Origin of the sequence: Pseudomonas sp. (assembly GCF_046581935.1) — a bacterium.
Lineage (GTDB): Bacteria > Pseudomonadota > Gammaproteobacteria > Pseudomonadales > Pseudomonadaceae > Aquipseudomonas.
This window is the reverse complement of sequence record NZ_JAYGFK010000004.1, coordinates 1-25468: the sequence shown is the minus strand read 5'-3', so window position 1 is coordinate 25468 and position 25468 is coordinate 1. Positions and strand designations below refer to the sequence as shown.

The window sequence follows — 25468 nt, the reverse complement described above, 5'->3', positions numbered from 1 at the left end:
CGACAATTACCCTAAGGCAACTGCAAACCGCCAGCGGCTTTGTGCAGCGTGCGCAGGTGCTCGCCAAGCAGCGCCAGATTGTCTTCGGCCGCTTGCAGCTCGGCCAGCCGCGCAGGCTCCAGCAAGGTCCGAACCTCCTGATCAAGGTTGTCACTGAGCTGACGCAATTGCTGCTGACGGGCCTGGCTTTCGCTTTCCAATCGCTGCCACTCGCTACGTTGCGGCAAGCCATAACCGCGATTGAGCAACTCGGCCGGCCGACTAAGAAAGCCACTGTTGGCCAGAATTTTTTGCAGCGCACCGCCTGCCTTGTTCAGCGTTGGATCAACGCCGTCACGACCACTCAAGTAGTGCCGCTTCAGCTCATCCTGAGCCAGCAGCAGTTGCCGACGCAGCGCGGCTTGCTCAAGCAGCAACAAGGCGGCGCTGGTACGCAGATCAGCCTGGGCAAACCAGGGCTGACGCTGTGCCGCTGGCAGCGCCAGCCAGTCGCCGACCTGCGTTTGTTCAATTGGCAAATGCGCCGTCAGCACGCTGAACATCGCCTGATAGCGATCACGAAAGGAGTCAAAGCGATAACCCAAGCGCAACGCCTCGACATCATTGGCCAGCACGCTGCGGTCGGCCAACCCACGGCCTACAAGGGTATCCAGCAAACCGTTGGGCATAATGCTGTCGAGGGTCTGCAGGCGCGGGTTCTGGCTGCCGCTACGCAGCAACTTGAGGGTTTCTACCGCGCAGTTATTGGAAAGAAACCAGTAGTCACCGTCATAACTCCAGTGCTGCTCAACGGCGCGGGTAACCAGTTGTTCCAACTGAGCACGGTCCAGCTTGAGTGGCACCGAGGCCAGGCTGCGCAGTTCAACCTTGGTGTATTCCTCAATCACCTGCTCCAACGGTAAAACGAACAACCGCGAGGGGTACGCGCCGGTCAGGCCATCCCAGCTGGACAGCTGCACATCGCCGACAAACGCGCGGTAGGACAGCACTAGGTGCTCCTGCAAATCGAGCCGGCAATCCGGCCCGCGCGGCCGTCCAGGCGCACAGATCACCAAGCGCAACATGCTGTGCCCCCAGCGACTGGCCAGGGCATCGTTGGCCTCGGCCAGCAAGTAATCCACTTGATAAACGCGTTCTGGATCGATATGGCCGAGTGGCTGGCGGCTGAAATCACGCCCGGCATTCAGGTAAGCCAGGCTGTCGCTGCAGGACTGTTGCTGAGCCGGCGACCAAGCGAAATGTGCGCTCAGGTAGCGCGCCAGAGACGGTCGCCGGCAGGCATAGCTCGGGTCGAGAAGGAAGTACTCCATATTCACCGCGAGAAACTCGCGCGGATTGCTCAGCTCGTAGCTGTCCGGGCTGCGCGCAACCTGGTGGTTTTCCTGCTCACGCGCGCCGCGCCGGCCGACTTGTTGCGGCCAGCCGGCCAGGTCGAGCAGTAGCGGATCGTCACTCAGGGTAAAGCGTCGCGCCGTTTGGCCACGGCAATTATCGGGTAAGCCGACTACGCCCAGGCTCTGCTCACGCTGACGACACTGGTGCTGCAGTTGCTTTTGCGCCGGCGACCAAAGCTGGGCGCGGTCATACAAGTGGGTAAGTTCATGTAGCACGGTCGCCAGCAGTTCGCGGCGGACGTTACCATGTGGGCGGTTGGTCTGCGTGGTGGCGCTGCTGCCGTCGCTTAATGTCGGGAGCAACGCCGCATTGAGCTCGATGCCACTAAAGCGCCCGGCACGGCCATAGACCTGCTCAGGCAGATCGCGCCAGCGCACGTCAACGCGGCGATCAAGCTGCTGCTTGAAACGCGGCGGTAAGGTATCTAAGGCCTCCTGCAACAGTTGCTGGCTAGCCACACGTTCGCCAGGACTGAGTTCAGCGTCGTGCAGCTGCATGCGCAACTCGGCCTGGCTACAAGCACTGGCCAGTAATGCCAGCACCAGCAGCCAGACACGCGCCCCACTCACAGCGCCAGAATGGCTTCGGCCAACACCTGGTCAGACGCGCCCTGCGCCTCAGGCACTTGGCTACGGATGCTGGTGATAGCGGCCTCAAGCTGAGCGCCACGGATCTTGCCCTCGCTGGCAACAAAACTGGCAGCGTCGTCACGGGCAGCCAGGACGACCTTCGAATCACGCACCGAGGTTGTGGTGTCCGAGGTGAAATCAAGCGTGCGATCAAGCGCCCGCACAATGATATTGCTGGTAGCCACCAAGGTTTGCGCCTGGGCAGTTGCACTGATCAGGGCAATTGCAGTTACGGCACTAAGCAAAACAAAGCGCATACACATCTCCAAAAATTAGCTTTCTACTCAATCAAGCAAGCGGCTTGGACAAGTATTCTTGCGCGTAGTTGCGCGGCAACCATTCAACCGCAGCCCGCCAGCGCCTACAAGCTGAGAATGGCCGAAGCTAACTGCATGTCATCGCCCTGCAGAGCGGGGCTTTGCTGACGCAAATGCTGCAGGGCAGCCTCCAGCCGCACACCGCGAATGACGCCCTGGCTGGCGACAAAGGAGGCAGCATCATCCCGGGCGGCCAGCACGATTTTGTCATCGCGCAGAGACGAAGAGGCGTCCGAGGTGGCATCCGATGAAGCAGCCAGCGACCTCACCACGGCATCGGTGGTGACTACAAAACTGGTGGCACTGGCGGTGCCGGCCAAAACCAATAATGTTGCCAAGCTGAGAGTACGTATCGCGGTCATATGCAAACTCCTAATAAAGGCCCAGCAAACAGTCTGAGCTGAAGTGTAGACCCGCACATTACGCGTTGGTGCCCAGCGTACTTAGCGCCAGAAGGGCGTGTCTAACTCAACTTGGCGCTGCGCCTCGCTGATACCGGCATCCGCCAACTGGCGGCTATCAAGGCGCGCCAGTTGCTGACGCGTGCGCACATTACGCCGCCATAGCCTCAGCGCGGCATAAAATCTCAACCATAGCGGAGAAGGTACTGAAGCTTTTTTGGTCGATTGGGGCTTAAGCGTGCGTTCCATAGCGCGATACCTTGTCAAAGACAGGAGAAGGCAATCTATGTTGAACCCCAACAGACTCTGCAGGCAGAGACAGTACCGGGCAATTGTCCTGGTCCAGTTTCAAATATATTTAAACTGTACCGCTCCACTGCCAAACAGACTGTTATGGGTGAGCGCTACCAGAGCGCCGCTTGCAAAAACCAGCGCATAAAAAGAAAGCCCCAGCACACGAGGCGCTGGAGCTTTCAAAAAACCTTAGGAGGTGAAGCAAAAACGGTATGCAGTAACGCTTAACGCCAGAAAGGCTTGTTCAACTCGGCCTGACGCTGAGCTTCGCTGATACCGGCATCTGCGAGCAGACGGGAGTCCAGACGAGCCAGCTGGCGGCGGCTAATAACGCGGCGCTGCCATTGCAGAACGGTAGACAACATACGCAGCGGCATAGCGCTGGAGCCGGTAGTTTGGCTGTGATCGAAAAACAGGTCGGAACTGAGGGTACGTTCCATGGTGATCATCCTTCCGCTTGTGGCGGCTTAAGTGGTGTGTGTTGCGATGGGAGAATTATCGCCACTGCCCACTGTTTGCTGTAGCCACAGCTGAATGCAATTGCAGCACAAATAGATAGTTTGCTTTGTAACTGTTTTGACTTTTTTAACTTCAACTGTACCTGCCATAAGTTATTTGTACTGAAAATATAACTTTAAAAGGTAAATAGACTGCAAAAACCACATGAAAGCAGTGCATCTATATAGGTACAGTTCCAAATTGCACTTATGTGACAGCTGACCTGTTTTTCAGTTTTTTGCCTGAAAAAATCACTTTCCTGAACGAGCAGACAGAAAAAAGCCCAGCGACTGAGCTGGGCTTTTTCTATAACGCCGCAACGAGCTTTAATCGACCGCTTTGACCATATCTTCGATGACCTTTTTCGCGTCGCCGAAGACCATCATGGTCTTGTCCAGGTAGAACAGTTCGTTGTCCAGGCCGGCGTAGCCACTGGCCATCGAACGCTTGTTGACGATCACGGTCTTGGCTTTTAGACCTCGATTATTGGCATACCAGCAATTGCCAATCGTTGCCATGAGCACGCAACCGAGGAGTAACATCACCACATCATCTTGAAGGTGGCTGAGATGTCGTGACGTTGGTCGGAAGCAGCGAACTCCCCCTGATAACCCAGGTTCAGCGAGGCCGTTTCACTGACCTGCATGTTGAGACCCAGGCCAAGCCGGGCGCGGTCGCGATCCAGCTCCGGCCCGCTGACACTGAAACTGGTGTTTGGCGCTGGGGTAAAACCGGCGCGTAGCGCGGCCTCGTTATCCATAAACTCATGAACCCAGGCGAGTTCGACCGTGGGCTGGATGCGGCTGCCATTGCCGGTCGTCCAGCTGTGTTCGAGGCGAGCGCCAAAGGCCGAGCGCAGTGAATCCTGCTGATCACGACTGACATCCAAGTTGGCAGCACCTGCCCCCTTCTCGGTAAAACCGGAGCGCTTGATATGGGCGTATTCAAGCCCCACCAGCGGCGTGATGGCGGTGCGGCTGCTGAGGGCAAACTTACGCCCGGCTTCGAGGGCGATATTGCCCGTCCAGGCGTCGTAGTCGGCTTCGGCCTTGTTGCTGGAGGGGCCGACAGTGACGCGGCGATTGGCATCAATATCGTGGTAACCAAAGCCTGCGATGCCACTGGCATAGTAGTTATCCGCCAACAACCACCGGCCGTAGAGAGCGGCCTGATAGCTATCGACTTCGATGCTGCCATCTGCGACGGCGGTATCGGTGCGGCTGTAGCCGAAAGCGGCACCCAGGGTCAGTGCGTCATCCAGGTTGAAATCGATGCCGGTGGCCGTACCGCTGGCGTTGTAATGCGCGCCGCTGGCGTTCGACGTGTCGTCGATTTCACCGTAGCTGCCGGTGCCGCGCAGCCACCAGCCGCGCTCGGCAGCAGGTTGGCTACCGAGTAGCTGCGAACCGACATCGGTCATGGTGCCGCTGTCGTTATAAGCCAGCATCAACTGGCCGCTGCTCGCGAGGAACTGGTTGTTGCCTTGCAGGCGGTCAAACAGCAGGCCCTTGAACTGATTCAGTGACTGCAGGGCAATCTGGTTGCTGTAGGTATGCTGCACGCCGCTGAGCGCGTCATAGGCCTGCTTCGCGCCCTCGACGGTCAGCACATTGAGGTTATTGAGGAGCGCATCGAGCCCCGATGCACCGCGGCCGACCAGCGTATCGAGCGCCGTGCCGACGGCCAGTTGATTGGGTGTGCCCGTGACAGAGGCATAGTCAGACGAATTACGGCGCAAGTTGAGGAAGACATTATTGGCGTCGTAAGTCAGAGTCGGCGTGAGAAAGGCCAAGTCCGAGCTGACGCTATTGAAGGTGGTGCCGCCCAACCCGCCTGCTGCGGTGAGGATGGTGTAGTCGGTGCTAAACAGGTAGTCACCGGCCTCGGGTAGCACCAACACCGTACCATTGGTCAGTGTTGCGCTGCCGGTGGCGCTGATCAGGTCGGAGTTGCCAGCGGCATCGACCTCCACCTGATACAGACCGCCCCCAGAGAAATCCACGTTGCCGGCGACATTCATGGTGCCGATGGAGTTGCCGGGGGCTAGGCTGCCGCCGTTGAGCGAAATACTGCCAAAGGTGCCGCTGCCTCCCAGCGCACCGCCTGTATTGATCGTGGTGGCGGAATTAGCAATCGAACCATTGACCGTCAGCAAACCGTCCGCAACCGTCGTGGCCCCGCTGTAGCTACTTACGCCTGAAAGCGTCAACGCACCAGCACCGGATTTGACCAGGCTGCCGGTGCCGGACATCACGCCGGCATAAACACCGTCCGCTGCCTGATCAAAGTCGAGCAGGGCGTTATTAAGGATGTTGCCCTGCAGGGACGCGGTACTGCCCCGCAGTGTTCCTGCGGAGACCGTGGTGCCGCCGCTGTAGGTATTGCCGCCAGAGAGCAGCAAGGTGCCGGCCCCGGCCTTGGTCAGTGCGCCAATACCGGAAATGGCCCCAGCAACTGTTGTATCGGCAGTATCACCGACCGTGAGCCCTGCATTCAGTACAATCGTGGATCCCGTCGCCGCCGAAAGCGACCCGATGGTCTCGGTGGCGCTGTTGACAGTCAGGTTGCCGGTGCCATTGAGCGTCACACCCGCCGCATCGCTCAGCGACGCGCCATCGGCGATCAGGCTTGCGCTGTCTTCAACAACAACGCTGGTAGAGGCGATGCTGCCAGTCACGTCTAGCGTGCCAGCGGTCACTGCCGTTTGACCCACATAAGTGTTTGCGCCGGAAAGGGTTAGTTGACCGGTACCGGACTTGATCAGGCCACCCGTTCCGCTCACCACACCAGAAAGCGCTGTGGCGCTATTTAGCCCGCCAGTCGTTAGGGTGTGTGCGCCCAGATTAACTGCACCCGATCCGGCGATGCTGCCGATCTCTTCATCCCCGGTCAGGGCAAATACACCATTGTTAGTCAAGGCCGTAGCGGCGGCCAAACCGGTAGCCGCGCCACCTTGCGTGGTCAACGTTCGCCCGGCGTTGATGGTCACATCAGTGGAGGCCAGTGCGCCCGCACCCGTAAGCGTCAGGTTGCCTCCAGACAACAGTGTTGTGCCGGTGTACGTATTGCCTCCGCTTAGTGTCAGTACGCCAGAAGAAACATCCAGGTTTGAGGTGCCCGCGCCATCCGCGAGAGTGCCGCCAAAGTTGGAGGTGCCCAGCGTTTGCAAGGTTGCGCTCCCGGCGCTGGAGTTCACCGTACCGGTTCCAGACAGGTTGTTGATTCTGACAAGCAGTCCAGCCATATCCAGCGTCGCGGCCCCAGCGACACTGGTCCCAGCAATGAAACCAAGTCCACTGTTGATAAACTCGCCCGCCCCCAACCTGAGCGTTCCACCTGCCACGTTTACCCTCGCGGAAGCAATTGCGCTGGACAAATTCGAGGCAACTACGATCCCTTCTTGCCCTGCCGCGCCAAAGTTCAGAACCGAGTTGCTACCTATTGGGTTAACGTTGCCCGTAAGGGTCAACGTTTTCCCGTTTGCGGCGGCAATCGTGCTAGTGGTGCCGCTCTGAGTACTCAAGTTTGCCTTGCCCAGCGTCAGGGTTTCCGTGGCTAACAACGTCCCCCCATCCAGTCGGACCCGCCCACTGTCCGCACCCAGAGCGCCAGCATTGTTGATGACAACTGTACCGGCCGTGAGGGTCGTATCCCCGGTATAGGTGTTCGTACCCGACAGCGCCAAGGTGCCCGCGCCGGTTTTGCTGAGCTCGCCGCTGCCACTGATCGCCCCCGCATAGTCGGCACTGCCACTGGTGGCATTCACCGTCAGGGTATTGTTGCCCAACTGGATCGCGCCACCGCTGCCTGAAAGCGCGCCGATGGTTTCGCTGTCCGACAGCGTCAGGGTGCCGCCGTTGACCACCACAGCGCCGGTGTCGGCAATGGCCGCGCCGCCGGCAAGCGTCAGCCCGCCCGCTTCCAGTGTTGTTGCGCCGGTATGGGTATTGGCGCCGCTCAGGGTATGAGCACCGCTGGCATTATTGAAGGTTAAGCCGCCCGTTCCATTGAAAGTGTTCGAAATGGTAGCCGTGGCAGCCCCCGCAATGGTCAAAACTCCGGGGTCAGTCAAGGTAACGGCACCAGTTCCGTTTATTTCCCCAATGGTTTCCGCCCCGGTAACAGTGAACTGACCGTTATTGCTTAGCGTTGCTCCATCCGCCAGATGCTCACCATTTGTCGAAAGCTCAGCGCCCGCATCAATCGTGACTGAAGTTGAGGCAAGCGACGACCCGGTGCCAAGCGCCAGGGTTCCTTCCGCAACGGTAGTGCTCCCGGTATAGCCGCTTGCGCCAGTCAGCGTGGTCGTCCCTGTTCCGATACGCACCAGCGATAGGTTGTTGGTTGCACCGTCACTGATTGCGCCGGCAAACGTGGAAGTATTCTTCAGCGTTAGCACGCGGTCGGTTGCGCTACTGTTGGTGACTGTTCCCGCTCCCCCAAGCCGCTGAACCGTGGTGTCGATACTGCCAATATCCAAAGTCGCGCCCGCAGCAACAGAGGTGCTGGAAATATACGGCAGAACACTAGCAAACTGAGACCCGGCAGCGGCCAGGGTGCCGCCGGCAACATTGACAGAAAAGTCGCCCCAGTACATACCGCCATTGGCTGTCATAACAACGCGACCGGTGTCTGTGGCAGAGCCAAAGGTAAGCGAGCCGGAGGGTGTCAAAGCGACAAACGCACCTGTTTGCGTCAATGTGGTGCCTGTTGCTGCAGAAATCGTTGCCGTCGCGCCGGCACCTATATTCAGCGCGCCGATTGTTCCGCTGCTCGTCGTGCGGAAACTGCCGGAGTCATTCAGCGAAAGGCTGCCGTTAAGTGAGCCGCCATTGTTCGTCAGGATGCCAGTATCAGTGACGGAAACAGCGCCGGTAATATCCCCGGCGTTTTCTATCGCACCCGACCCGGAAATATTTACATCGGTTGAAACAAGCTCGCCACCGGCCGAAATCGTCAGCGTCCCGGCGGAAACGTTGGTTGCTGTCAGGGCCGGCGTAACGCTGCCAAGGGTTGGCTGGTTGCCTGCTGGGCTGTTTATGTCTGCCGCATCTGCTGCTGCCGGCGTGCCGCCAGTCCAGTTGCTTGCGGTATTCCAATCGGTATCGGTCGCCCCGGTCCAGGTCTGCGCACTCGCCATGCCTGACAGCGTCATACCCGCAACAAACACCGTGCACCCAAACAAAGGCACGTGTTTTGAGCGGTGTGTGGTGCGGGCACTCGCCTTATTTTTGCCACGGGCTTTTGCTGTTTCGGGCACAGCCACCCATGCGCCCAGAGCGGCATTGAATATGGAGCAGTAGATGCGATTCATGGCGGAACCTTTTAACCGAAATTCGCCGAGCCTATTGGCCGGCAGGGACTACGGCTATCCGATTTCCGCAAACGTGTTGAGGTAAAGCCTTATTACGGTTGGTTGTTGCAGCTGCACCAACGGGGCTATGCAGATGGATCAGCAAGCAAGCGTGACAGAGGGGGATTCGTCGAACAGTTGCCGATAATCCTGAGCAAAACGCCCAAGGTGCAAAAAGCCAAAGCGCATGGCGATTTGCGTAACGGTGGTGGTTTGCGGATCTGAGGTGCGCAGCGTTGCCCGCACACGGTTCAGGCGACACCGGCGAAGGTAGGCGATGGGCGGCATATCAACATAGGTGCGAAAGGCGTATTGCAGCGCGCGCTCAGACACACCGGCCGCCGTGCAGACATCGACGATGCTGGGGACAACATCGGCTGCGAGGCTCTCTTCCACAAAGCAGCGGGCGATGCGGCAAATATGCAGCGCGCGCGATCGCTCCAGGGCCGACGGTGTTGCGATATCTGCATTTGTACCTGCCGCCACCTGCAGAATGCTTTGCAACAACAGGCGATTCATCAGATCCGTATCCACAGATGTATGAGACGCGCTGAGGGTGCTGAACCATTGGCTAATAGTCGCCTGCAACGTCGCCTGTTGACCTGTCTGAATGTGTTGCAACTGTTCTGGTGTGCGTTCCCATTGCGCGGGATTGAGCGTACGCGCGCCACTTAGAAACTCATCCTGATTAAGGCTGACATACGCCGTTTGCACGCCCGCCGGCACGAAAATGTCGAACTCGGTATGTTCGGGCATAAAGAACACGGTATTGGCCGCATTCGCCCCTAGCTCGGAGAAACGGAAACTTGGATCAGACGTGCAATATGAGAGGGTGCAGAGGTTCTGCGGTGTAACGCCAAGCTTTTGTACCGCCACCATCTGCGACTCGCGAACGACCTGCTGGCTACCAAGATCCAGGCTGTCCATCTGCGTCAGCTGCCGCCCCCGCCCGAGCTGATAACACTCCATGGCGATCCACGGCTGCTGGGCCGCCTGAACACAAGCAGCTTCGACCACTATTGAGCTCAGGTTTTTTGCGGTGATAGCGATGGACTCTCCCGCGCGTTGGTCCATTAGCATGCGTACTCCTGGCTGCTGCACTCACCGTTGTGCGCAGGCCATTTTCATTATGTTGAATCAGACGCCTCTACAGCCCGCCCCGCTTCAGTTTCAGCCACATTGTCAGTGGCTAATGGCACTGCGCCACAATGGCAACACACTCATGCGATTACAACCCTGCCCGACTAAATGCACGTGCATTTAACCAGCGCCATAAAAAATGCCGCTCACTGGGTGCAGTGAGCGGCATTAAGCATCGCTAAACGTTCAGCTAGAGCGCGGCCGTTACTCGACTGCCTTCACCATATCTTCGATGACTTTCTTGGCGTCGCCGAAGACCATCATGGTCTTGTCCAAATAGAACAGTTCGTTGTCCAGACCGGCGTAGCCGCTGGCCATCGAGCGCTTGTTGACGATCACAGTCTTGGCTTTGTAAGCCTCAAGGATCGGCATACCGGCGATCGGCGACGTCGGGTCGTTTTTCGCCGCTGGGTTGACCACATCGTTGGCGCCGAGCACCAGCACCACGTCGGCCTGGCCGAACTCGGAGTTGATGTCGTCCATCTCGAACACTTGCTCGTAAGGCACTTCAGCCTCGGCCAGCAGTACGTTCATGTGGCCCGGCATACGCCCGGCAACCGGGTGGATGGCGTACTTCACGGTGACGCCGCGATGGGTCAACTTCTCGGCCAACTCCATCAGCGCGTGCTGGGCACGGGCCACAGCCAGGCCGTAGCCCGGCACGATGATCACAGTGTCGGCGTTGGTCAGCAGGAAGGCCGCGTCGTCGCTCGAACCGGATTTAACCGGACGCGCTTCTTTGGCACCCGCCGGGCCGGCTTCTGCCGGAGCACCACCGAAACCACCGAGGATCACGTTGAAGAACGAACGGTTCATCGCCTTGCACATGATGTACGAGAGGATCGCGCCACTCGAACCTACCAAGGAGCCTGCAATGATCAACATCGAGTTGTTCAGCGAGAAACCAATACCGGCCGCTGCCCAGCCCGAGTAGCTGTTGAGCATCGACACCACCACTGGCATGTCCGCACCGCCAATCGGGATGATGATCAGCACACCGATGACGAAGGCGAGCGCCAGCATCACGGCGAAAGCTTGCAGGTTGCCGGTGAAAACAAACACCAGGCCGAGGCCGACGATGGCCAGGCCAACCAGCAGGTTGAACAGGTGCTGGCCTTTGAACTGTACCGGTGCGCCCTGGAACAGGCGGAACTTGTACTTGCCCGAGAGTTTGCCGAAGGCGATCACCGAACCAGAGAAGGTGATGGCACCGATGGCCGCCCCGAGGAACAACTCCAGACGATTACCCGACGGAATCGCGTCGCCCAGCGTTGCGACAATACCCAGCGACTGCGGCTCAACCACGGCGGCAATGGCGATAAACACCGCAGCCAGGCCAATCATGCTGTGCATGAAGGCGACCAGCTCCGGCATCTTGGTCATTTCCACACGCTTGGCCATGATCGAGCCGGCCGTACCACCGACCAACAGGCCGACAATTACGTAACCAATGCCTTGGGTGGCCAATTCAGCGCCAAGCTTGTAGATCAGGCCAACGGTGGTCAGCACCGCCAAACCCATACCGAGCATGCCAAACAGGTTGCCGCGACGCGATGTGGTCGGGTGCGACAGGCCTTTAAGCGCCTGGATAAAGCAGATCGAGGCGACGAGGTAGAGCACAGTGATCAGATTCATACTCATCAGTGCTTCTCCCCAGCAGCAGCCTTAGGCGCTTTCTTCTTGAACATTTCCAGCATGCGCCGGGTGACCAAAAAGCCACCAAACACGTTAACCGCCGCCAACGCCACGGCCAGGGTGCCCATGGTTTTACCCAGCGGGGTTACGGTGAGTGCAGCAGCCAGCATGGCGCCGACGATCACGATTGCGGAAATCGCGTTGGTCACCGCCATCAGCGGGGTGTGCAGGGCAGGCGTTACGTTCCATACCACGTGATAACCCACGTAGATGGCCAGTACAAAGATGATCAGGTTGTAGATGCCGTCAGAAATCATATCCATGAGCAGTGCTCCCCTTAGCCGTTAGTGCGCACGACGTTGCCGTCACGGCACATCAGGCACGCGGCGACGATGTCGTCTTCAAGGTTGAGGTGGAACTTGCCTTCGCCGTCGATAACCAGCTTGAGGAAGTCCAGCAGGTTGCGTGCATACAGTGCCGAGGCATCGGCCGGTACCAGGGCAGCAAGGTTGCTGTGGCCGACGATGGTCACGCCGTGCTCAACCACCACCTGCTCGGCAACGGTCAGCGGGCAGTTGCCGCCTTGCGCTGCAGCGAGATCGATGATCACCGAACCAGGCTTCATTTCCGCCACGGTAGCGGCATGCAGCAGGGTCGGTGCCTTACGGCCTGGGATCAGCGCAGTGGTGATGACGATGTCAGCCTGCTTGGCGCGCTCGTGCACCGCCTTGGCCTGACGCTCCATCCACGACGCCGGCATCGGCCGCGCGTAGCCACCGACGCCTTGCGCGCATTCGCGCTCTTCATCGGTCTCGAACGGCACATCGACGAACTTGGCACCGAGCGACTCGATCTGCTCTTTAACCGCCGGACGCACGTCCGAGGCCTCGATCACCGCACCCAAGCGCTTGGCCGTGGCGATAGCCTGCAAGCCAGCAACACCGGCACCAAGAATCAGGATGCGCGCGGCCTTAACGGTACCGGCAGCGGTCATCAGCATCGGCATAAAGCGCGGGTAGTGATGCGCCGCCAGCAGTACCGCCTTATAGCCGGCAATGTTGGCTTGCGACGACAGCACGTCCAGGCTCTGCGCGCGGGAGGTACGCGGGGCAGCTTCCAGGGAGAAGGCCGTGACGCCGCGAGCATTGATGCGCGCGATGGTCTCGTTGCTGAACGGGTTGAGCATGCCCACCAACACAGCGCCGGCTTTCATGTGCGCCAGTTCAGCGTCGGTCGGAGCGGCCACTTTCAGCACCAGATCGGCAGCAAAGGCAGCGGAGTCGCTACCAATAGCCGCGCCAGCAGCTTCATAGGCGCTGTCCGGAATGCTCGCGCTCACGCCAGCACCGGTCTGTACAGTCACCTGATGGCCTTGGCCGATCAGCTTCTTGATGGTTTCGGGAGTTGCGGCAACGCGCGTCTCACCAGCATGGGTTTCGAGAGGAACACCGATGTGCACTTCAATTCTCCTGCGTGATCTTTTTGGTGAACCGGCGCACTGCGGATGGCACGCGGGCATTAGGGAGGATCAGCACAAACCCGCGCCAAAGTGGCGGGCGCGGCATTTTGCAGGCGAACGGCAGACCATTCAAGAAGTTATGGAGTAAGAAAATTGCATTACTACAAGTTATAGGGCCATGACTACTTTTCATACTGTCTACAGGCCGCGTTAATTCTGGCCTTACCCTCTATCCACGCAGGTTTCAGAGGACTTTTGACATACGTAAGATGGATGACCGCTGATCGAATTAGCTAATGTGTCGAAGGTAACGAACGCCTTGTAAAAAATAGCCTTCATACCAGCAGGAATAGGCCTTACAAAGCTTTTGACGTCAAAAATCTTGTAGTCTGGTGATTAGCTCACTACCTAGCTACAGCACAGAGGACATGGGCTTTGGCGCATATTCGTGTGCAGCAAAACCTCCAGCGTTTTGCTGCAACTCGATATTCAGTCGTTCCAGCTGAGCAGCCAGCGCTGCCGGCCACTCAAACAACCGCACGGTTGTGCCGACGCTCACGGCTGCTGGTAGTGCGCCGCCTCACTCACCAACCAGTCGCGAAACGCCGTGAGTGCCGCCGATTCCACTTTGCGCTCCGGCACGATCAGGTAATAAGCACGCGCGTTGTCAGGCAGCGGATGGTTGAGCGCGACCACCAGCCGTCCCTCATCCAGCTCACGACGAATCAGGAAGGGCGGTATCAGGGCGACGCCCATCTCATGAATAGCCGCCTGCGCCAACATGGAAAAAAGCTCATAACGCGGCCCGGTCATATCTCGCGGGGTATTCAGCCCCTGCGCGTTAAACCACTGCCGCCAGGCGTAGGGCCGCGTGGTTTGTTGCAGTAACGGCAGGTTGGCAATCTGCTCGGCGCTGAGCTGCGCCTGACCATCAAGCAACGCCGGGCTGCATACCGGCATGGAGTTTTCCCCCATCAGCAAGTGCGCGCGCGTACCGGACCAGTCGCCATCGCCGAAATACACCGCCGCGTCGAACTCGGTATCGGCAAACAGAAAGGGCCGCGTGCGGTTCGTCAGGTTAACGGTGATCTCCGGGTGCAACCGCTGGAAATCCTTCAGGCGCGGCAGTAACCACTGCGTACCGAACGTAGGCACCACCGCCAGCTCAATGCTCATCGCCCCTTGCTGGCCCATTACCGCCAAGGTGTCGCGTTCCACTGCATCCAACTGGCCGGCCACCCGGCGCGCATAAGACTGGCCCGCTTCGGTGAGCTTCACGCCCCGGCGCGAGCGGCGAAACAGCTCGATATTAAGGAAGGCTTCCAACCCGGCGATCTGCCGGCACACCGCGCCCTGGGTCAGGCTAAGCTCATCTGCCGCCTTGGTGAAACTCTGATGCCGTGCCGCAGACTCGAAAGCGATAAGGGCGGCCGTGCTGGGAATCTTGCGGCGCATATGTGCGTCAGCCTCACTTTATTTGGCATTAAGCGGCAAATAACCCTATTTCGAAGTGAGTAATTCGCACAACAGGGTGCAGATTACTCGTTTGCCTGCCCAGCACAAGCCGCCTAGGATCAATCCCACTGACCTGCGGGCGCGGCATGGCTGCATAACTGCCCGCCCTATCACTGTGCAAATTCGAGGTTTTCGCGATGGCTAAGGCAAGCTTTAACTGGATCGACCCGCTGCTGCTGGATCAACAGCTCAGCGAAGAAGAGCGCATGGTCCGCGACAGCGCCCAGCAGTTCGCCGCCGACAAGCTGAAACCACGGGTGATCGAAGCCTTCCGCCACGAACAAACTGACCCAAAAATTTTCCGCGAAATGGGCGAAACCGGCCTGCTCGGCGCAACTATTCCCGAGCAGTACGGCGGCAGCGGTCTGAACTACGTGTGCTACGGCCTGATCGCTCGTGAAGTCGAGCGTATCGACTCCGGCTACCGCTCGATGATGAGCGTGCAGTCCTCGCTGGTGATGGTGCCGATCTATGAATTCGGCAACGAAGCCACCAAGCAGAAATACCTGCCCAAACTGGCCAGTGGCGAATACATCGGCTGCTTCGGCCTCACTGAACCGGACCACGGCTCCGACCCAGGCAGCATGATTACCCGCGCCAAGAAGGTCGACGGCGGCTATCGCCTGACCGGCGCGAAAATGTGGATCACCAACAGCCCGATTGCCGACGTGTTCGTGGTTTGGGCTAAAGATGACGCCGGCGAGATCCGCGGCTTCGTGCTGGAAAAAGGCTGGCAGGGCCTGAGCGCCCCGGCCATTCACGGCAAGGTCGGCCTGCGCGCCTCGATCACCGGCGAAATCGTCATGGACAACGTGTTCTGCCCGGAAGAGAACGCCTTCCCTGACGTGCGCGGCCTGAAAGGTCCCTTCACCTGCCTCAACTCTGCCCGTTACGGCATCAGTTGGGGCGCACTGGGCGCTGCCGAAGACTGCTGGCACACGGCCCGTCAATACACCCTGGATCGCAAACAATTCGGCCGCCCACTGGCCGCCAACCAGTTGATCCAGAAGAAGCTCGCCGACATGCAAACCGAAATCACCCTGGCCCTGCAAGGCTGCCTGCGCCTCGGCCGGATGAAGGATGAAGGCACCGCGGCGGTGGAAATCACCTCGATCATGAAGCGCAACAGCTGCGGCAAATCCCTGGACATCGCCCGCCTGGCCCGCGACATGCTCGGCGGCAACGGTATCAGCGACGAGTTCGGCGTGGCCCGCCATCTGGTCAACCTGGAAGTGGTCAATACCTACGAAGGCACCCACGACGTGCACGCGTTGATTCTTGGCCGTGCACAAACCGGCATTCAGGCGTTTTTCTAAACCCTCCACGTAGGATGGGTCGGGGCGCGCAGCCTGAGCATAGCGATACCCATCACATCGCCCGATGGGTTACGCCGCCTTGCGGCTAACCCATCCTACGTTTCTCTCCTGTGAGGCCTTCCCATGCCCGGCGCACTCTCGCATATCCGCGTTCTCGACCTGTCCCGCGTGCTCGCTGGGCCTTGGGCTGGGCAGATTTTCGGCGACCTCGGTGCCGAGGTGATCAAGGTCGAGCGCCCCGGTACTGGCGATGACACCCGCCACTGGGGCCCGCCCTATGTGAAAGATGCCGAGGGCAATGATTCCCGCGAAGCGGCGTACTTTCAAAGCGCAAACCGCAATAAGCAATCGGTCACGTTGGACTTCACCCAGGCCGAAGGCCAACGGCTGGTACGCGAGCTGGTGCAGCACTGCGACGTACTGCTGGAGAACTTCAAGGTCGGCGGCCTGGCGGCTTATGGCCTCGACTATGAAGCGCTGAAAGCCATCAACCCACGGCTGATCTACTGTTCCATCACCGGCTTTGGGCAAAGTGGCCCCTACGCCAAGCGCGCCGGTTATGACTTTATGATCCAGGGCCTCGGCGGGCTGATGAGCCTGACCGGCAAGCCTGATGGCGAGGAGGGTGCTGGCCCCATGAAGGTCGGCGTGGCCCTCACCGATATTCTCACCGGCCTGTACGCCACCGTCGGTGTACTGGCGGCGCTGAATCAGCGCGAGCAATCCGGCCTCGGCCAACATATCGATGTAGCGCTGCTTGATGTGCAGGTGGCCTGCCTGGCCAACCAGGCAATGAATTACCTCAACACCGGTATTTCGCCCAAGCGCCTGGGCAACGCTCACCCGAATATCGTGCCTTATCAGGATTTCCCCTCAGCCGACGGCAACTTCATCATCGCCGTGGGCAACGATGGGCAATTCCGCAAGCTGTGCGAGGTTGCCGGCCTCACCGCGCTGGCCGACGACCCGCGCTTTATCACTAACAAGGCCCGCGTTGCCCACCGTGCCGAGCTGATCCCACTGCTGCGTCAAGCCACAGTATTCAAAACCACCGCCGAATGGGTGGCGCTGCTGGAAGCGGCTGGCGTGCCGTGCGGACCGATCAACGACCTGGCCCAAGTGTTCGCCGACCCTCAGGTACAAGCGCGCGGGCTGCGCCTGGACCTACCGAATAGTCTGGGCAGCACCACGCCACAAGTCGCCAGCCCGCTGCGCCTGTCCGCCACACCAGTGCAATACCGCAACGCGCCACCACTACTTGGCGAACACACCGAGCAGGTGCTGAGCCGCCACCTTGGTCTGAGCACAGAGCAGATCAACGCTTTGCGTACAGCAGGGGTGCTGTAGAGGCGGCTAAACCCTGGTTTTAACTATCCAGCGCGCTGGCCGGGCCAAAGAACTCGTAGTGACTCTGTGTCGGCGGCACGCCCAGGCGTTGCAGGTGCTGTTTGATTTGCGCCATAAACGGTTTGGGACCAAGGAAGTAGGCATCCAGATCACGCTGCTCGGGCAGCCAAGCGTCCAGTTGCTCAAGGCTTAGAAAGCCTTCGGCATCCCCCGCATCCCCCTCGCGCGGCTCGCTGTAGCAGACGTAATGGCGTAACTGCGGACACGCACCGCGCTGCGTCTCAACCCAATCGCGAAAAGCATGCACACCGGCATGCCGCGCGCAGTGGATAAAGTGAATGTCGCGGCCACTGTCGCGGGCCGCCTCCAGCATGCTCAGTGCCGGGGTGATACCGACTCCGGCGGTAATCAGCACCAGCGGCTTGGGTGACTCGCGCAGGATGAAATCCCCCGCAGGGGCAAACAGTTCCAGGCTATCGCCGACCTGCAGCTGGTCGTGCAGGTAATTGGACACCTTGCCACCCACCTCACGTTTGACGCTGATACGGTACTCGCGGCCATTACTTAAGGCCGACAGCGAGTAGTTGCGGCGCTGCTCGCCCGAGTCCAGCAGCAGGCGCAAACCGATGTACTGGCCCGGTTGGAAATCCACCAGCGCGCCACCATCAGCCGGAGCCAAGTACAGCGAAACGATCTCTTCGCTCTCCTGCACCTTGCGGCTCAAGCGGAAACGCCGTGCCCCGCGCCAGCCGCCCTCGGCATTGGCGTTAGCGGCATAGGCTGCCTCCTCAGCACCCATCAGGATGTCAGCGAGCTGACCATAGGCCACGGCCCATGCCGCGATAACCGCATCAGTGGCAATCTCGGTGCCGAGCACCTCACGGATCGCCCGCAGCAGGCAGCTGCCGACAATCGGGTAATGCTCGGGCAGAATTTGCAACGACACATGCTTGTTGACGATCTGCCCAACCAACGGCCCCAGTGCGTCCAGCTTGTCGATATGCCGGGCATACATCAGCACCGCATTGGCCAGCGCACGCTGTTGGCCGCCGCTGGCCTGGTGCGCCTGATTAAACAACGCGCGCACCTCGGGGTAGTCGTTGAGCATCTGCTGATAAAAGTGCCGAGTCAGGGCTTCACCGCCGCTTTCCAGCAACGGCACGGTGGCTTTGATCAGGTCGGTTTGTGCGGGGGTCAACATGCGGGCTTCCTCGTGTGGGCGACACGCTGCACTTGCGCAGCGGTTCGGTTCATATCACCCTGACTATTACAGGAAGCATGCCAATTATTTTATCCATATAAATCATATACTTAAAAATACTTGTGTCTTTATGACAGCGAGTATTTTGAGTCTTAATGACAGCTAACGTGTCCTTATGACAGCAAACCCACTGCTCACCGCCCTGATCCCATTGGTCGCCGACCTGTCCCGCGAACTGCCGGAAGCCGAGCGCTATCGCCGTCTGCTACAAGCGCTACGGCAACTACTACCGTGCGACGCCGTGGCACTGCTCAAGCTCGATGGCGAAGTGCTGATTCCACTGGCCGTCGAAGGCCTTAGCACCGACACCCTCGGCCGCCGCTTCAAGCTCAGCGAACACCCGCGCCTGCAAGCCTTAATGGCGCAACGCGGACCAACCCGCTTCGCCACCGACTGCGAACTTCCCGACCCCTATGACGGCCTGCTCGACGGCCATCGTGGCCACCTACCCGTGCATGATTGCCTCGGTTGCCCGCTGTATGTGCAGGACCAACCCTGGGGGTTGCTAACCCTCGACTCACTCGAACCGGCCAGCTTTGGCCGCGTCGACCTAGACAACTTGCAGGCCTTTGCCAGCCTGGCCGCCGCCACCGTAATGGCCAATGAGCGGATCAACACGCTGCTGCAACGCGCCGAGGATCAGCACCAACTAGCTGAAGCCTACAAACAAGCCGCCGGCCAACAACGCCCACGTGAGCTGATCGGCCAGAGCGCCGTGCACAAACGTTTGCAGGCGGAAATTGCCCTGGTCGGCAACAGCGAGCTGAGCGTGCTGATCAGTGGCGAAACCGGGGTCGGCAAAGAGCTGGTCGCCGAAGCCCTGCATGGCGCATCGCCACGGGCTGCAAAACCGCTGATCAGCCTCAACTGCGCAGCGCTGCCGGATAACCTGGTGGAAAGTGAACTGTTCGGCCATGTACGCGGTGCCTTCACCGGCGCGCACAACGAACGACGCGGCAAGTTCGAACTGGCCGACGGCGGCAGCCTGTTTCTCGATGAAATCGGCGAATTACCCCTGGCCGCCCAAGCCAAACTGCTGCGCGTGCTGCAAAGCGGCCAGCTGCAACGGGTCGGTGCCGACCACGAACAACGGGTCAACGTACGCGTACTGGCCGCCAGCAACCGCGACCTGGCCGACGAAGTGCGCGCCGGACGTTTTCGCGCCGACCTCTATCACCGCCTCAGCGTCTACCCGCTGCAAGTCCCGGCGCTGCGTGAACGCGGCCGCGATGTCTTATTGCTGGCGGGCTACTTCCTCGAAGAAAACCGTGCGCGCCTGGGCCTACGCAGCCTGCGTTTGACTGCCGAAGCCCAGGCCAGCCTGCTGGGGTATTCCTGGCCGGGCAACGTGCGCGAACTCGAACACCTAATCGGCCGCGCCGCCCTCAAGGCCCTAGCCGGCAGCAGCGAACGGCCGCGTATCCTCAGCATCGACAGCCCCCATCTAGATTTACCAGGCAACCCAGAAACCGCCCGGTCTACCGCCCTGAGTACAACAGAGCCACACAGCGAGCTGCCGCTGCGCGAAGCGCTCGACGCCTACCAGAAGCAGCTGATTAGCCAAGCCCTCAGCCGCCACCAGCACAAATGGGCCGCCACCGCCCGCGAATTGGGTATCGACCGCGCTAACCTGATCCGCCTGGCCAAGCGCTTGGGCCTGGAAAAATAAATTAGTGATGACCTAGCCCTTGATACCTGCGCACGCAAAACCCTACTCAACGTCCCTTATGCCAGGCCCGAGTGATCGGCCTTCTCCTAGCTGGTATTAGCAGAGTTTTCGGTGATTCCCTCGGCCACATACTGACCAAGACTGAGCTAGTCTCACTGCACAGAAGGTGCAAAGGGACTATTCGGAGCCGCACATGCGCAGTAAAGGAATTAACTTGGACTCGGTCATCTTGATCGTCGAAGACCAAGCCACTGACGCTCTGGTTCTAAGCGAAGCGGTGCGCGACCTAGGTGATGTGTACATAGCCAGCGACGGCCCTTCAGCGCTGGCGCTGGCCAGGCAATGCAACCCTGATCTTGTGCTGCTCGATATCGAAATGAACGGCATGAGCGGTTTCGCGGTATGCCAAGAGCTGAAAGCTGACCCCAAATTGTGCGACGCCGCCGTCATCTTCGTGACCTCTCACGCTCAGGCGAGCAACGAGCTGCGTGCACTTGAATACGGCGGCATTGGCTTCATCCGTAAACCACTCGACCTCCCCGTGGCCCGGGCGCATATCAAAGCGCACCTGGCCTTGCGCAATGAAGCAAAACAACTCGCCAACCACGATGCGCTAACGGGGCTGCCAAATCGCATACTGCTGCAAGACCGTATCGAGCAAGCCTTACAGAAAGCGCATCGCAGCAAGGCTCGGGTAGCCATGCTGTTACTGGACCTGGATAACTTTAAAAATATTAATGATTCATTGAGCCATTCAATCGGCGACGCCTTGCTTATAGAGACCGCTGCACGTTTGTCGTTAGCCGCCAGGGCGCTGGATACCGTTAGCCGCCAAGGCGGCGATGAGTTCATCATCCTCTTACCAGAAGTGAATGGAGTCGATGTCGTAGGCGATTTTGCCAAGCGACTGCAGAGCACAATTGCAACGCCATTCGTGCTTAACGACCATCGCTACAACCTTAGCGCGAGCATTGGCATTAGCGTGTTCCCTGACGACAGCGAAAATGCCGAAGCGCTGTACCGTCATGCCGATGCGGCCATGTACCAAGCCAAACTCGACGGCCGTAACCGCTTTCGTTTTTTCTCTGCCGATATTGAAAGCAGTACCCGCGGCCGGCATTTGCTTGAGCAGCATATGCGCAGTGCGCTGGAGTTCGGCGTATTTGAGGTGTTCTACCAAGCCAAGGTGGCGGTCGGCGATGCCGCCGTAATCGGCATGGAGGCGCTTATTCGCTGGCGAAATAAAGATGACAGTTTGATTTCGCCAACGGCCTTTATTCCGCTGGCCGAGGAAACCGGGCTGATCATCCCGATTGGTAAATACGTACTACGACAGGCTTGCCACGATGCTCAGAAGCTTATTGAGCAGGGCAGGCAGGTTGTTGTCAGTGTGAATATTTCAGCGGTGCAATTTCTTGAAGAGTCGTTTTTGCAGATGGTGCAAGACATCTTGTTTGAGTCAAAGCTAAAGCCTGAGTTCTTAGAGCTGGAAATTACCGAGGGGGTGTTGGCCAAGGACGTAAATACCACTCAGCAGGTACTGACCTCACTCCGAGAACAAGGGGTACGCATTGCGATTGATGACTTTGGCACGGGCTATTGCAGCCTGGCTTATCTAAAACGCTTCCCAGTCGATGTATTGAAGATTGACCAAAGTTTTGTCCGTGACATGTTGGTCGACAAAAGCGATGCCGCCATTATTGAGGCCATTATCAAACTGGCCCAGGCGCTCGATTTGGAGTTAGTCGCCGAGGGCGTAGAAACCCAGGGGCAGGCCGACGCTTTGCAAGCTGCAGGCTGCCAGATCATGCAGGGCTACCTGTACTCTCGCCCTGTACCATTTATGCAGTTTTGTGAATTCCTTAATGCTCGCACCATGCACAGTTGATACACCTTGGTAGTAGCGCAATTAGCGTCTGCATCCCATAACGTTATACATAGCTAGCGATGACCTGGTTTTTATTCCCTAGCCGATAAACGCAAGTGCTGCGGGTGAACGCTACCGGCACAAATCGGCTGTATTTTCGGTTGGAATGCCATGCCAATAAGCAAAAAACTCACCGTGTTTGTCGCCAATCGACGGGCCATCATCAGCTTGCTAATAGGCCTGACACTTAGTGCCGCAGCCTACGTTGGCGTTTCACGCTTCAACCTAGAGAAAGCTGATGCGGCGGTAATGGCTGAAGCGCAGAGAACCGCAGACGCGGTAGCCAATCGCATAAAGCTCTACCAATATGGCTTGCGCGGTGCCCGGGGCTCGATTCAAACCATGGGCTACGATGGCATCACCCGTAAGGCTTTTGATCTCTACAGCGGCACGCGTGCTGTTGATATCGAGTTCCCTGGGGCACGCGGCTTTGGCTTTATTCGCCGTGTGGCTCCAGCCGATGAGGCCGCATTTGTAGCTCAAGCACGGGCCGATGGCTGGCCAGACTTTACCATCCGTCAACTAAGCCCCCATGACGGTGAACGCTATGTCATCCAGTACATCAGTAATCTCGAACGTAATAAGGTAGCCGTTGGCCTGGACATCGCCTCTGAAACCAACCGGCGGCAAGCCGCACTGTCCGCCATGCGCAGCGGTGAAGTACGCATTACAGGGCCCATTACGTTGGTACAGAGCATTGGCAAGCCACTGCAGTCCTTTCTTATTCTTATGCCGATCTACCGTGGCGGGGTTACTCCCGACACAACAGAGGCGCGTGAAGCGCAAGCGTTCGGCTGGAGTTATGCACCGCTCATTACCGATGAAGTACTCAAAGGCATACGACCACCGGAGCAGGCAGTCAGCCTTGAGTTACGGGACGTTACCGACCCCGCACAAAGTGTCGTGTTTTATAACGACGCGGATGAGCGCTCTCAGGAAATTGTCCTTTCCCACACCGTCCAGCGCGATGTATATGGCCGCCGCTGGGAAATTCAGTTCGGCGCACACCCGCTATTCATCGAACAACTAAACCAGCTTTCGCCGTTACTGGTGTTGAGCGTCGGCGGGCTGCTCTCGGTGCTGCTGGCAAGCTTGGTTGGCGTGCTGAGTGTCAGCCGCACCCGTCAACGGCAAATCATCGCAGAGCAGGCCAAACTGGCGGCGATTGTTGAAAGCTCGGCGGACGGCATTATCGGCAAAGACCTTAATGGCACGGTAACGAGTTGGAATCATGGTGCCGAAAGGTTGTTCGGCTTCAGTGCCAAAGAGGCATTGGGGCAGCGTATTAATGAGCTGATAGTGCCCGAGCAACTTCGGGCGGAAGAAGCTGAAATTCTCGCCAATATCAGAGCAGGGCAACCTATATCTGCCTTTGATACTCAGCGCCAACATAAAAATGGCGAGCTGATTCCCGTATCGGTGACCGTATCGCCTATTCGCAACCCTGAGGGGCTAGTGATTGGGGCGTCAAAAACGGTTCGCGATATATCTGAGCAAGTGGCCACGAATGCGAAGATTCATGAGCTAAACAGCAACCTGGAAGCTCAGGTTATCCAGCGCACATCCGAGCTGCGCCAGCTCAACGTGCTACTCGGCAACGTGCTGCGCTCGGCTTCCGAGGTGGCCATCATCGCCACTGACTGCGATGGCATCATCCGCTTATTCAATACTGGTGCCGAGCGCCTGCTGGGCTATACGGCTGCGGAGTTAATCGATCAACGCAGCCCAGCCATCTTCCATCTACAGGAAGAAGTGGCGGCACGCTCACTTGAGTTAACGGCGCAGTATGGCCAGGCAATTGAAGGGTTCCGGGTATTTGTCCACCAAACTGAACTGGAGGGTGCCGAAACCCGCGAGTGGACTTACCTACGCCGCGATGGCTCCCATATCCCCGTATCACTGGCGGTCACAGCGATGCGCGATGAGCAGGGTGAGGTCAACGGCTACCTCGGTATGGCAGTTGATTTAACTGCGCAAAAAGCGGCCGCGGCGGCCGTTGCCGCAGCGCGTGATCAATTGCTGATGGCGGCGGATGTCGCCGAGCTGGGGATCTGGTCCTGGACCGTAGCCGACGACACCCTGAGCTGGAACGACCGTATGTTCGAGCTGTACGACCAGCCGCTGAGCCTGCGTGATAACGGCTTGTGCTATGAGCACTGGTATTCACGTGTCCATCCAGATGATGTAGCGATGGCCGCCAACATGCTGCAACAGGCGGTGGATTCCGGCGCAATTTATGACCCGGTCTTCCGTGTTGTGCGCCCTGATGGCCAAGTGCGCATTGTCCAAGCGGGGGCCCAGGTTGAGCTCGACGATAAAGGCGCGGTCCTGCGGGTTACGGGCATCAATCGCGACATTACCGCCCAACGTGAACTGCAAGCACGCTTGCTGGATGCCAAAGAGCAGGCCGATGCCGCCAGCGCGGCCAAATCATCATTCCTGGCCAATATGAGCCATGAAATTCGCACGCCTATTCAGATGCCCGAAATGGATGGATTCGAGACGACTGCCATAATTCGCAAACAAGAGCAGCAAACAGGTGAACATATTCCTATTATCGCAATGACTGCCGATGTTATGAAAGGAGTTCGAGAACGATGTCTTGCTGCCGGAATGGATGGGTATGTTGCAAAACCGCTACGTTCTCAATCCTTTTTTGATATTGTAGAAAATGCACCTGTGGCAACCCCCGGGGCGCTCAATTGGGCAAAGTCGCTTCAGCGCGTAGATGGGGATGCCACGATTTTACATACTCTGGCTGAGATGTTTATTCGCAGCAAAGACGGTATGATGGCGCGAATTGATATAGCGGTCGCTTGTACTGACGCAGAAAGGCTGCGGTCGGGGGCACGTGAGTTACGAGAGAATGCAGATTTGTTCTTTGCGCATCAAACACGTGTAGCAGCGGCTGTGCTTGAAGAGATGGGTGAAAACGGAATCTGGGAAAATGTGGATGATCACTGGGAAAACCTAAAAGGGGAGGTTGATCGCCTGATGGTTGAATTGGGCAATGGGGTGTCGGGTGATCGCTTGCAAGAACACGAAAGGAAGAAAGATGGCATTTGAAGAATCTTTTGAGGGTGACATCCGTATTTTAACACTCAGTGGTCAGATTTCTGATCCCGAGATGTCTGAGTTGGCCGATTATATCACGGGTCTTATTGGTGAAAGTGAAGCGGTGAAGGTGGTTTTGGATCTTGGGCAAGCGCGCTGGTTAAACAGTATGGCTTTTGGGGTTCTGACTGCCTTGTTTCAACGTTTGCGCAAGGCCTCTGGTAATCTGAAGGTCGCCAAGGCACACGATCACGTCAT

General features: G+C 58.4%; 18 protein-coding genes and 2 pseudogenes. 6 read left to right on the top strand and 14 right to left on the bottom strand.

All coding sequences use genetic code 11. The annotated features are described in order from the left end of the window. Nucleotides 1-11 precede the first annotated feature (11 nt). The 13 genes and pseudogenes from VCA57_RS04070 to VCA57_RS04010 form a co-directional block, all read right to left on the bottom strand. Nucleotides 12-1964: a DUF4105 domain-containing protein gene (locus tag VCA57_RS04070; RefSeq protein WP_411183686.1), complete on the bottom strand. Its 1953-nt coding sequence runs from the start codon at nt 1962-1964 to the stop codon at nt 12-14. Beyond that, nucleotides 1961-2281, bottom strand: a complete 321-nt coding sequence (locus tag VCA57_RS04065) for a DUF2388 domain-containing protein (protein ID WP_411183685.1) — start codon at nt 2279-2281, stop codon at nt 1961-1963. Before VCA57_RS04065 ends, VCA57_RS04070 begins: the two co-directional genes overlap by 4 nt. Before the next feature lie 104 nt (nt 2282-2385). Continuing rightward, nucleotides 2386-2703: a DUF2388 domain-containing protein gene (locus tag VCA57_RS04060; protein WP_411183684.1), complete on the bottom strand. Its 318-nt coding sequence runs from the start codon at nt 2701-2703 to the stop codon at nt 2386-2388. Nucleotides 2704-2784: 81 nt separating this feature from the next. Then, nucleotides 2785-2991, bottom strand: a complete 207-nt coding sequence (locus tag VCA57_RS04055; protein ID WP_411183683.1) for a DUF1127 domain-containing protein — start codon at nt 2989-2991, stop codon at nt 2785-2787. Between the two features lie 269 nt (nt 2992-3260). After that, nucleotides 3261-3476, bottom strand: coding sequence for a DUF1127 domain-containing protein (locus VCA57_RS04050; RefSeq protein ID WP_411183682.1), 216 nt, complete (start codon nt 3474-3476; stop codon nt 3261-3263). Between the two features lie 384 nt (nt 3477-3860). After that, nucleotides 3861-4036 (bottom strand): annotated as a pseudogene (locus tag VCA57_RS04045) (NAD(P)(+) transhydrogenase (Re/Si-specific) subunit beta); the annotation flags it as partial. Between the two features lie 39 nt (nt 4037-4075). Further along, nucleotides 4076-8689, bottom strand: coding sequence for an autotransporter domain-containing protein (locus VCA57_RS04040; RefSeq protein ID WP_411183814.1), 4614 nt, complete (start codon nt 8687-8689; stop codon nt 4076-4078). A gap of 48 nt (nt 8690-8737) precedes the next feature. After that, nucleotides 8738-8848: pseudogene (locus VCA57_RS04035) on the bottom strand (ESPR domain-containing protein); the annotation flags it as partial. A gap of 138 nt (nt 8849-8986) precedes the next feature. Next, entirely contained in the window at nt 8987-9967 is a 981-nt protein-coding gene (locus VCA57_RS04030) for a helix-turn-helix domain-containing protein (protein ID WP_411183681.1), read from the bottom strand. Between the two features lie 264 nt (nt 9968-10231). Next, nucleotides 10232-11668 (bottom strand): NAD(P)(+) transhydrogenase (Re/Si-specific) subunit beta, encoded by a 1437-nt coding sequence (locus VCA57_RS04025; RefSeq protein WP_411183680.1) that lies wholly within the window; start codon nt 11666-11668, stop codon nt 10232-10234. After that, nucleotides 11668-11985: an NAD(P) transhydrogenase subunit alpha gene (locus VCA57_RS04020; protein WP_411183679.1), complete on the bottom strand. Its 318-nt coding sequence runs from the start codon at nt 11983-11985 to the stop codon at nt 11668-11670. The genes VCA57_RS04025 and VCA57_RS04020 overlap by 1 nt, the downstream gene beginning before the upstream one ends. Nucleotides 11986-11999: 14 nt before the next feature. Then, on the bottom strand, nt 12000-13121 hold the full coding sequence (locus VCA57_RS04015) for a Re/Si-specific NAD(P)(+) transhydrogenase subunit alpha (RefSeq protein ID WP_411183678.1): 1122 nt from the start codon (nt 13119-13121) through the stop codon (nt 12000-12002). 555 nt (nt 13122-13676) lie between these two features. Further along, complete coding sequence (locus VCA57_RS04010; RefSeq protein ID WP_411183677.1) at nt 13677-14576, bottom strand: LysR family transcriptional regulator; 900 nt, start codon at nt 14574-14576, stop codon at nt 13677-13679. A 197-nt stretch (nt 14577-14773) separates the two neighbouring features. Between VCA57_RS04010 and VCA57_RS04005 the strand changes: the two genes are divergently transcribed. Next, entirely contained in the window at nt 14774-15952 is a 1179-nt protein-coding gene (locus VCA57_RS04005) for an acyl-CoA dehydrogenase (RefSeq protein ID WP_411183676.1), read from the top strand. A gap of 123 nt (nt 15953-16075) precedes the next feature. After that, nucleotides 16076-17299, top strand: coding sequence for a CaiB/BaiF CoA transferase family protein (locus tag VCA57_RS04000; RefSeq protein ID WP_411183675.1), 1224 nt, complete (start codon nt 16076-16078; stop codon nt 17297-17299). Between the two features lie 19 nt (nt 17300-17318). Here the strand turns inward: VCA57_RS04000 and hmpA are convergent, their stop codons facing one another. Further along, nucleotides 17319-18500, bottom strand: a complete 1182-nt coding sequence (hmpA, locus tag VCA57_RS03995; RefSeq protein ID WP_411183674.1) for an NO-inducible flavohemoprotein — start codon at nt 18498-18500, stop codon at nt 17319-17321. 175 nt (nt 18501-18675) lie between these two features. Between hmpA and norR the strand changes: the two genes are divergently transcribed. The 4 genes from norR to VCA57_RS03975 all read left to right on the top strand — a co-directional run. Beyond that, nucleotides 18676-20229: a nitric oxide reductase transcriptional regulator NorR gene (gene norR, locus VCA57_RS03990; RefSeq protein ID WP_411183673.1), complete on the top strand. Its 1554-nt coding sequence runs from the start codon at nt 18676-18678 to the stop codon at nt 20227-20229. A gap of 193 nt (nt 20230-20422) precedes the next feature. Further along, complete coding sequence (locus tag VCA57_RS03985) at nt 20423-22117, top strand: putative bifunctional diguanylate cyclase/phosphodiesterase (RefSeq protein ID WP_411183672.1); 1695 nt, start codon at nt 20423-20425, stop codon at nt 22115-22117. Between the two features lie 150 nt (nt 22118-22267). Beyond that, nucleotides 22268-25222, top strand: coding sequence for a PAS domain S-box protein (locus VCA57_RS03980; RefSeq protein WP_411183671.1), 2955 nt, complete (start codon nt 22268-22270; stop codon nt 25220-25222). After that, a partial coding sequence (locus VCA57_RS03975; protein WP_411183670.1) for an STAS domain-containing protein occupies nt 25212-25468 on the top strand: 257 nt, incomplete at its 3' end. The genes VCA57_RS03980 and VCA57_RS03975, both read left to right, overlap by 11 nt.

Bases quoted from the DNA above. Each gene is read 5' to 3' on its own strand.
- VCA57_RS04065 (WP_411183685.1), bottom strand. From the start codon at position 2,281: ATGCGCTTTGTTTTGCTTAGTGCCGTAACTGCAATTGCCCTGATCAGT.
- VCA57_RS04060 (WP_411183684.1), bottom strand. From the start codon at position 2,703: ATGACCGCGATACGTACTCTCAGCTTGGCAACATTATTGGTTTTGGCC.
- VCA57_RS04055 (WP_411183683.1), bottom strand. From the start codon at position 2,991: ATGGAACGCACGCTTAAGCCCCAATCGACCAAAAAAGCTTCAGTACCT.
- VCA57_RS04050 (WP_411183682.1), bottom strand. From the start codon at position 3,476: ATGGAACGTACCCTCAGTTCCGACCTGTTTTTCGATCACAGCCAAACT.
- VCA57_RS04040 (WP_411183814.1), bottom strand. From the start codon at position 8,689: ATGACGCTGTCAGGCATGGCGAGTGCGCAGACCTGGACCGGGGCGACC.
- VCA57_RS04030 (WP_411183681.1), bottom strand. From the start codon at position 9,967: ATGCTAATGGACCAACGCGCGGGAGAGTCCATCGCTATCACCGCAAAA.
- VCA57_RS04025 (WP_411183680.1), bottom strand. From the start codon at position 11,668: ATGAGTATGAATCTGATCACTGTGCTCTACCTCGTCGCCTCGATCTGC.
- VCA57_RS04020 (WP_411183679.1), bottom strand. From the start codon at position 11,985: ATGGATATGATTTCTGACGGCATCTACAACCTGATCATCTTTGTACTG.
- VCA57_RS04010 (WP_411183677.1), bottom strand. From the start codon at position 14,576: ATGCGCCGCAAGATTCCCAGCACGGCCGCCCTTATCGCTTTCGAGTCT.
- VCA57_RS04005 (WP_411183676.1), top strand. From the start codon at position 14,774: ATGGCTAAGGCAAGCTTTAACTGGATCGACCCGCTGCTGCTGGATCAA.
- VCA57_RS04000 (WP_411183675.1), top strand. From the start codon at position 16,076: ATGCCCGGCGCACTCTCGCATATCCGCGTTCTCGACCTGTCCCGCGTG.
- hmpA (WP_411183674.1), bottom strand. From the start codon at position 18,500: ATGTTGACCCCCGCACAAACCGACCTGATCAAAGCCACCGTGCCGTTG.
- norR (WP_411183673.1), top strand. From the start codon at position 18,676: ATGACAGCAAACCCACTGCTCACCGCCCTGATCCCATTGGTCGCCGAC.
- VCA57_RS03985 (WP_411183672.1), top strand. From the start codon at position 20,423: ATGCGCAGTAAAGGAATTAACTTGGACTCGGTCATCTTGATCGTCGAA.
- VCA57_RS03980 (WP_411183671.1), top strand. From the start codon at position 22,268: ATGCCAATAAGCAAAAAACTCACCGTGTTTGTCGCCAATCGACGGGCC.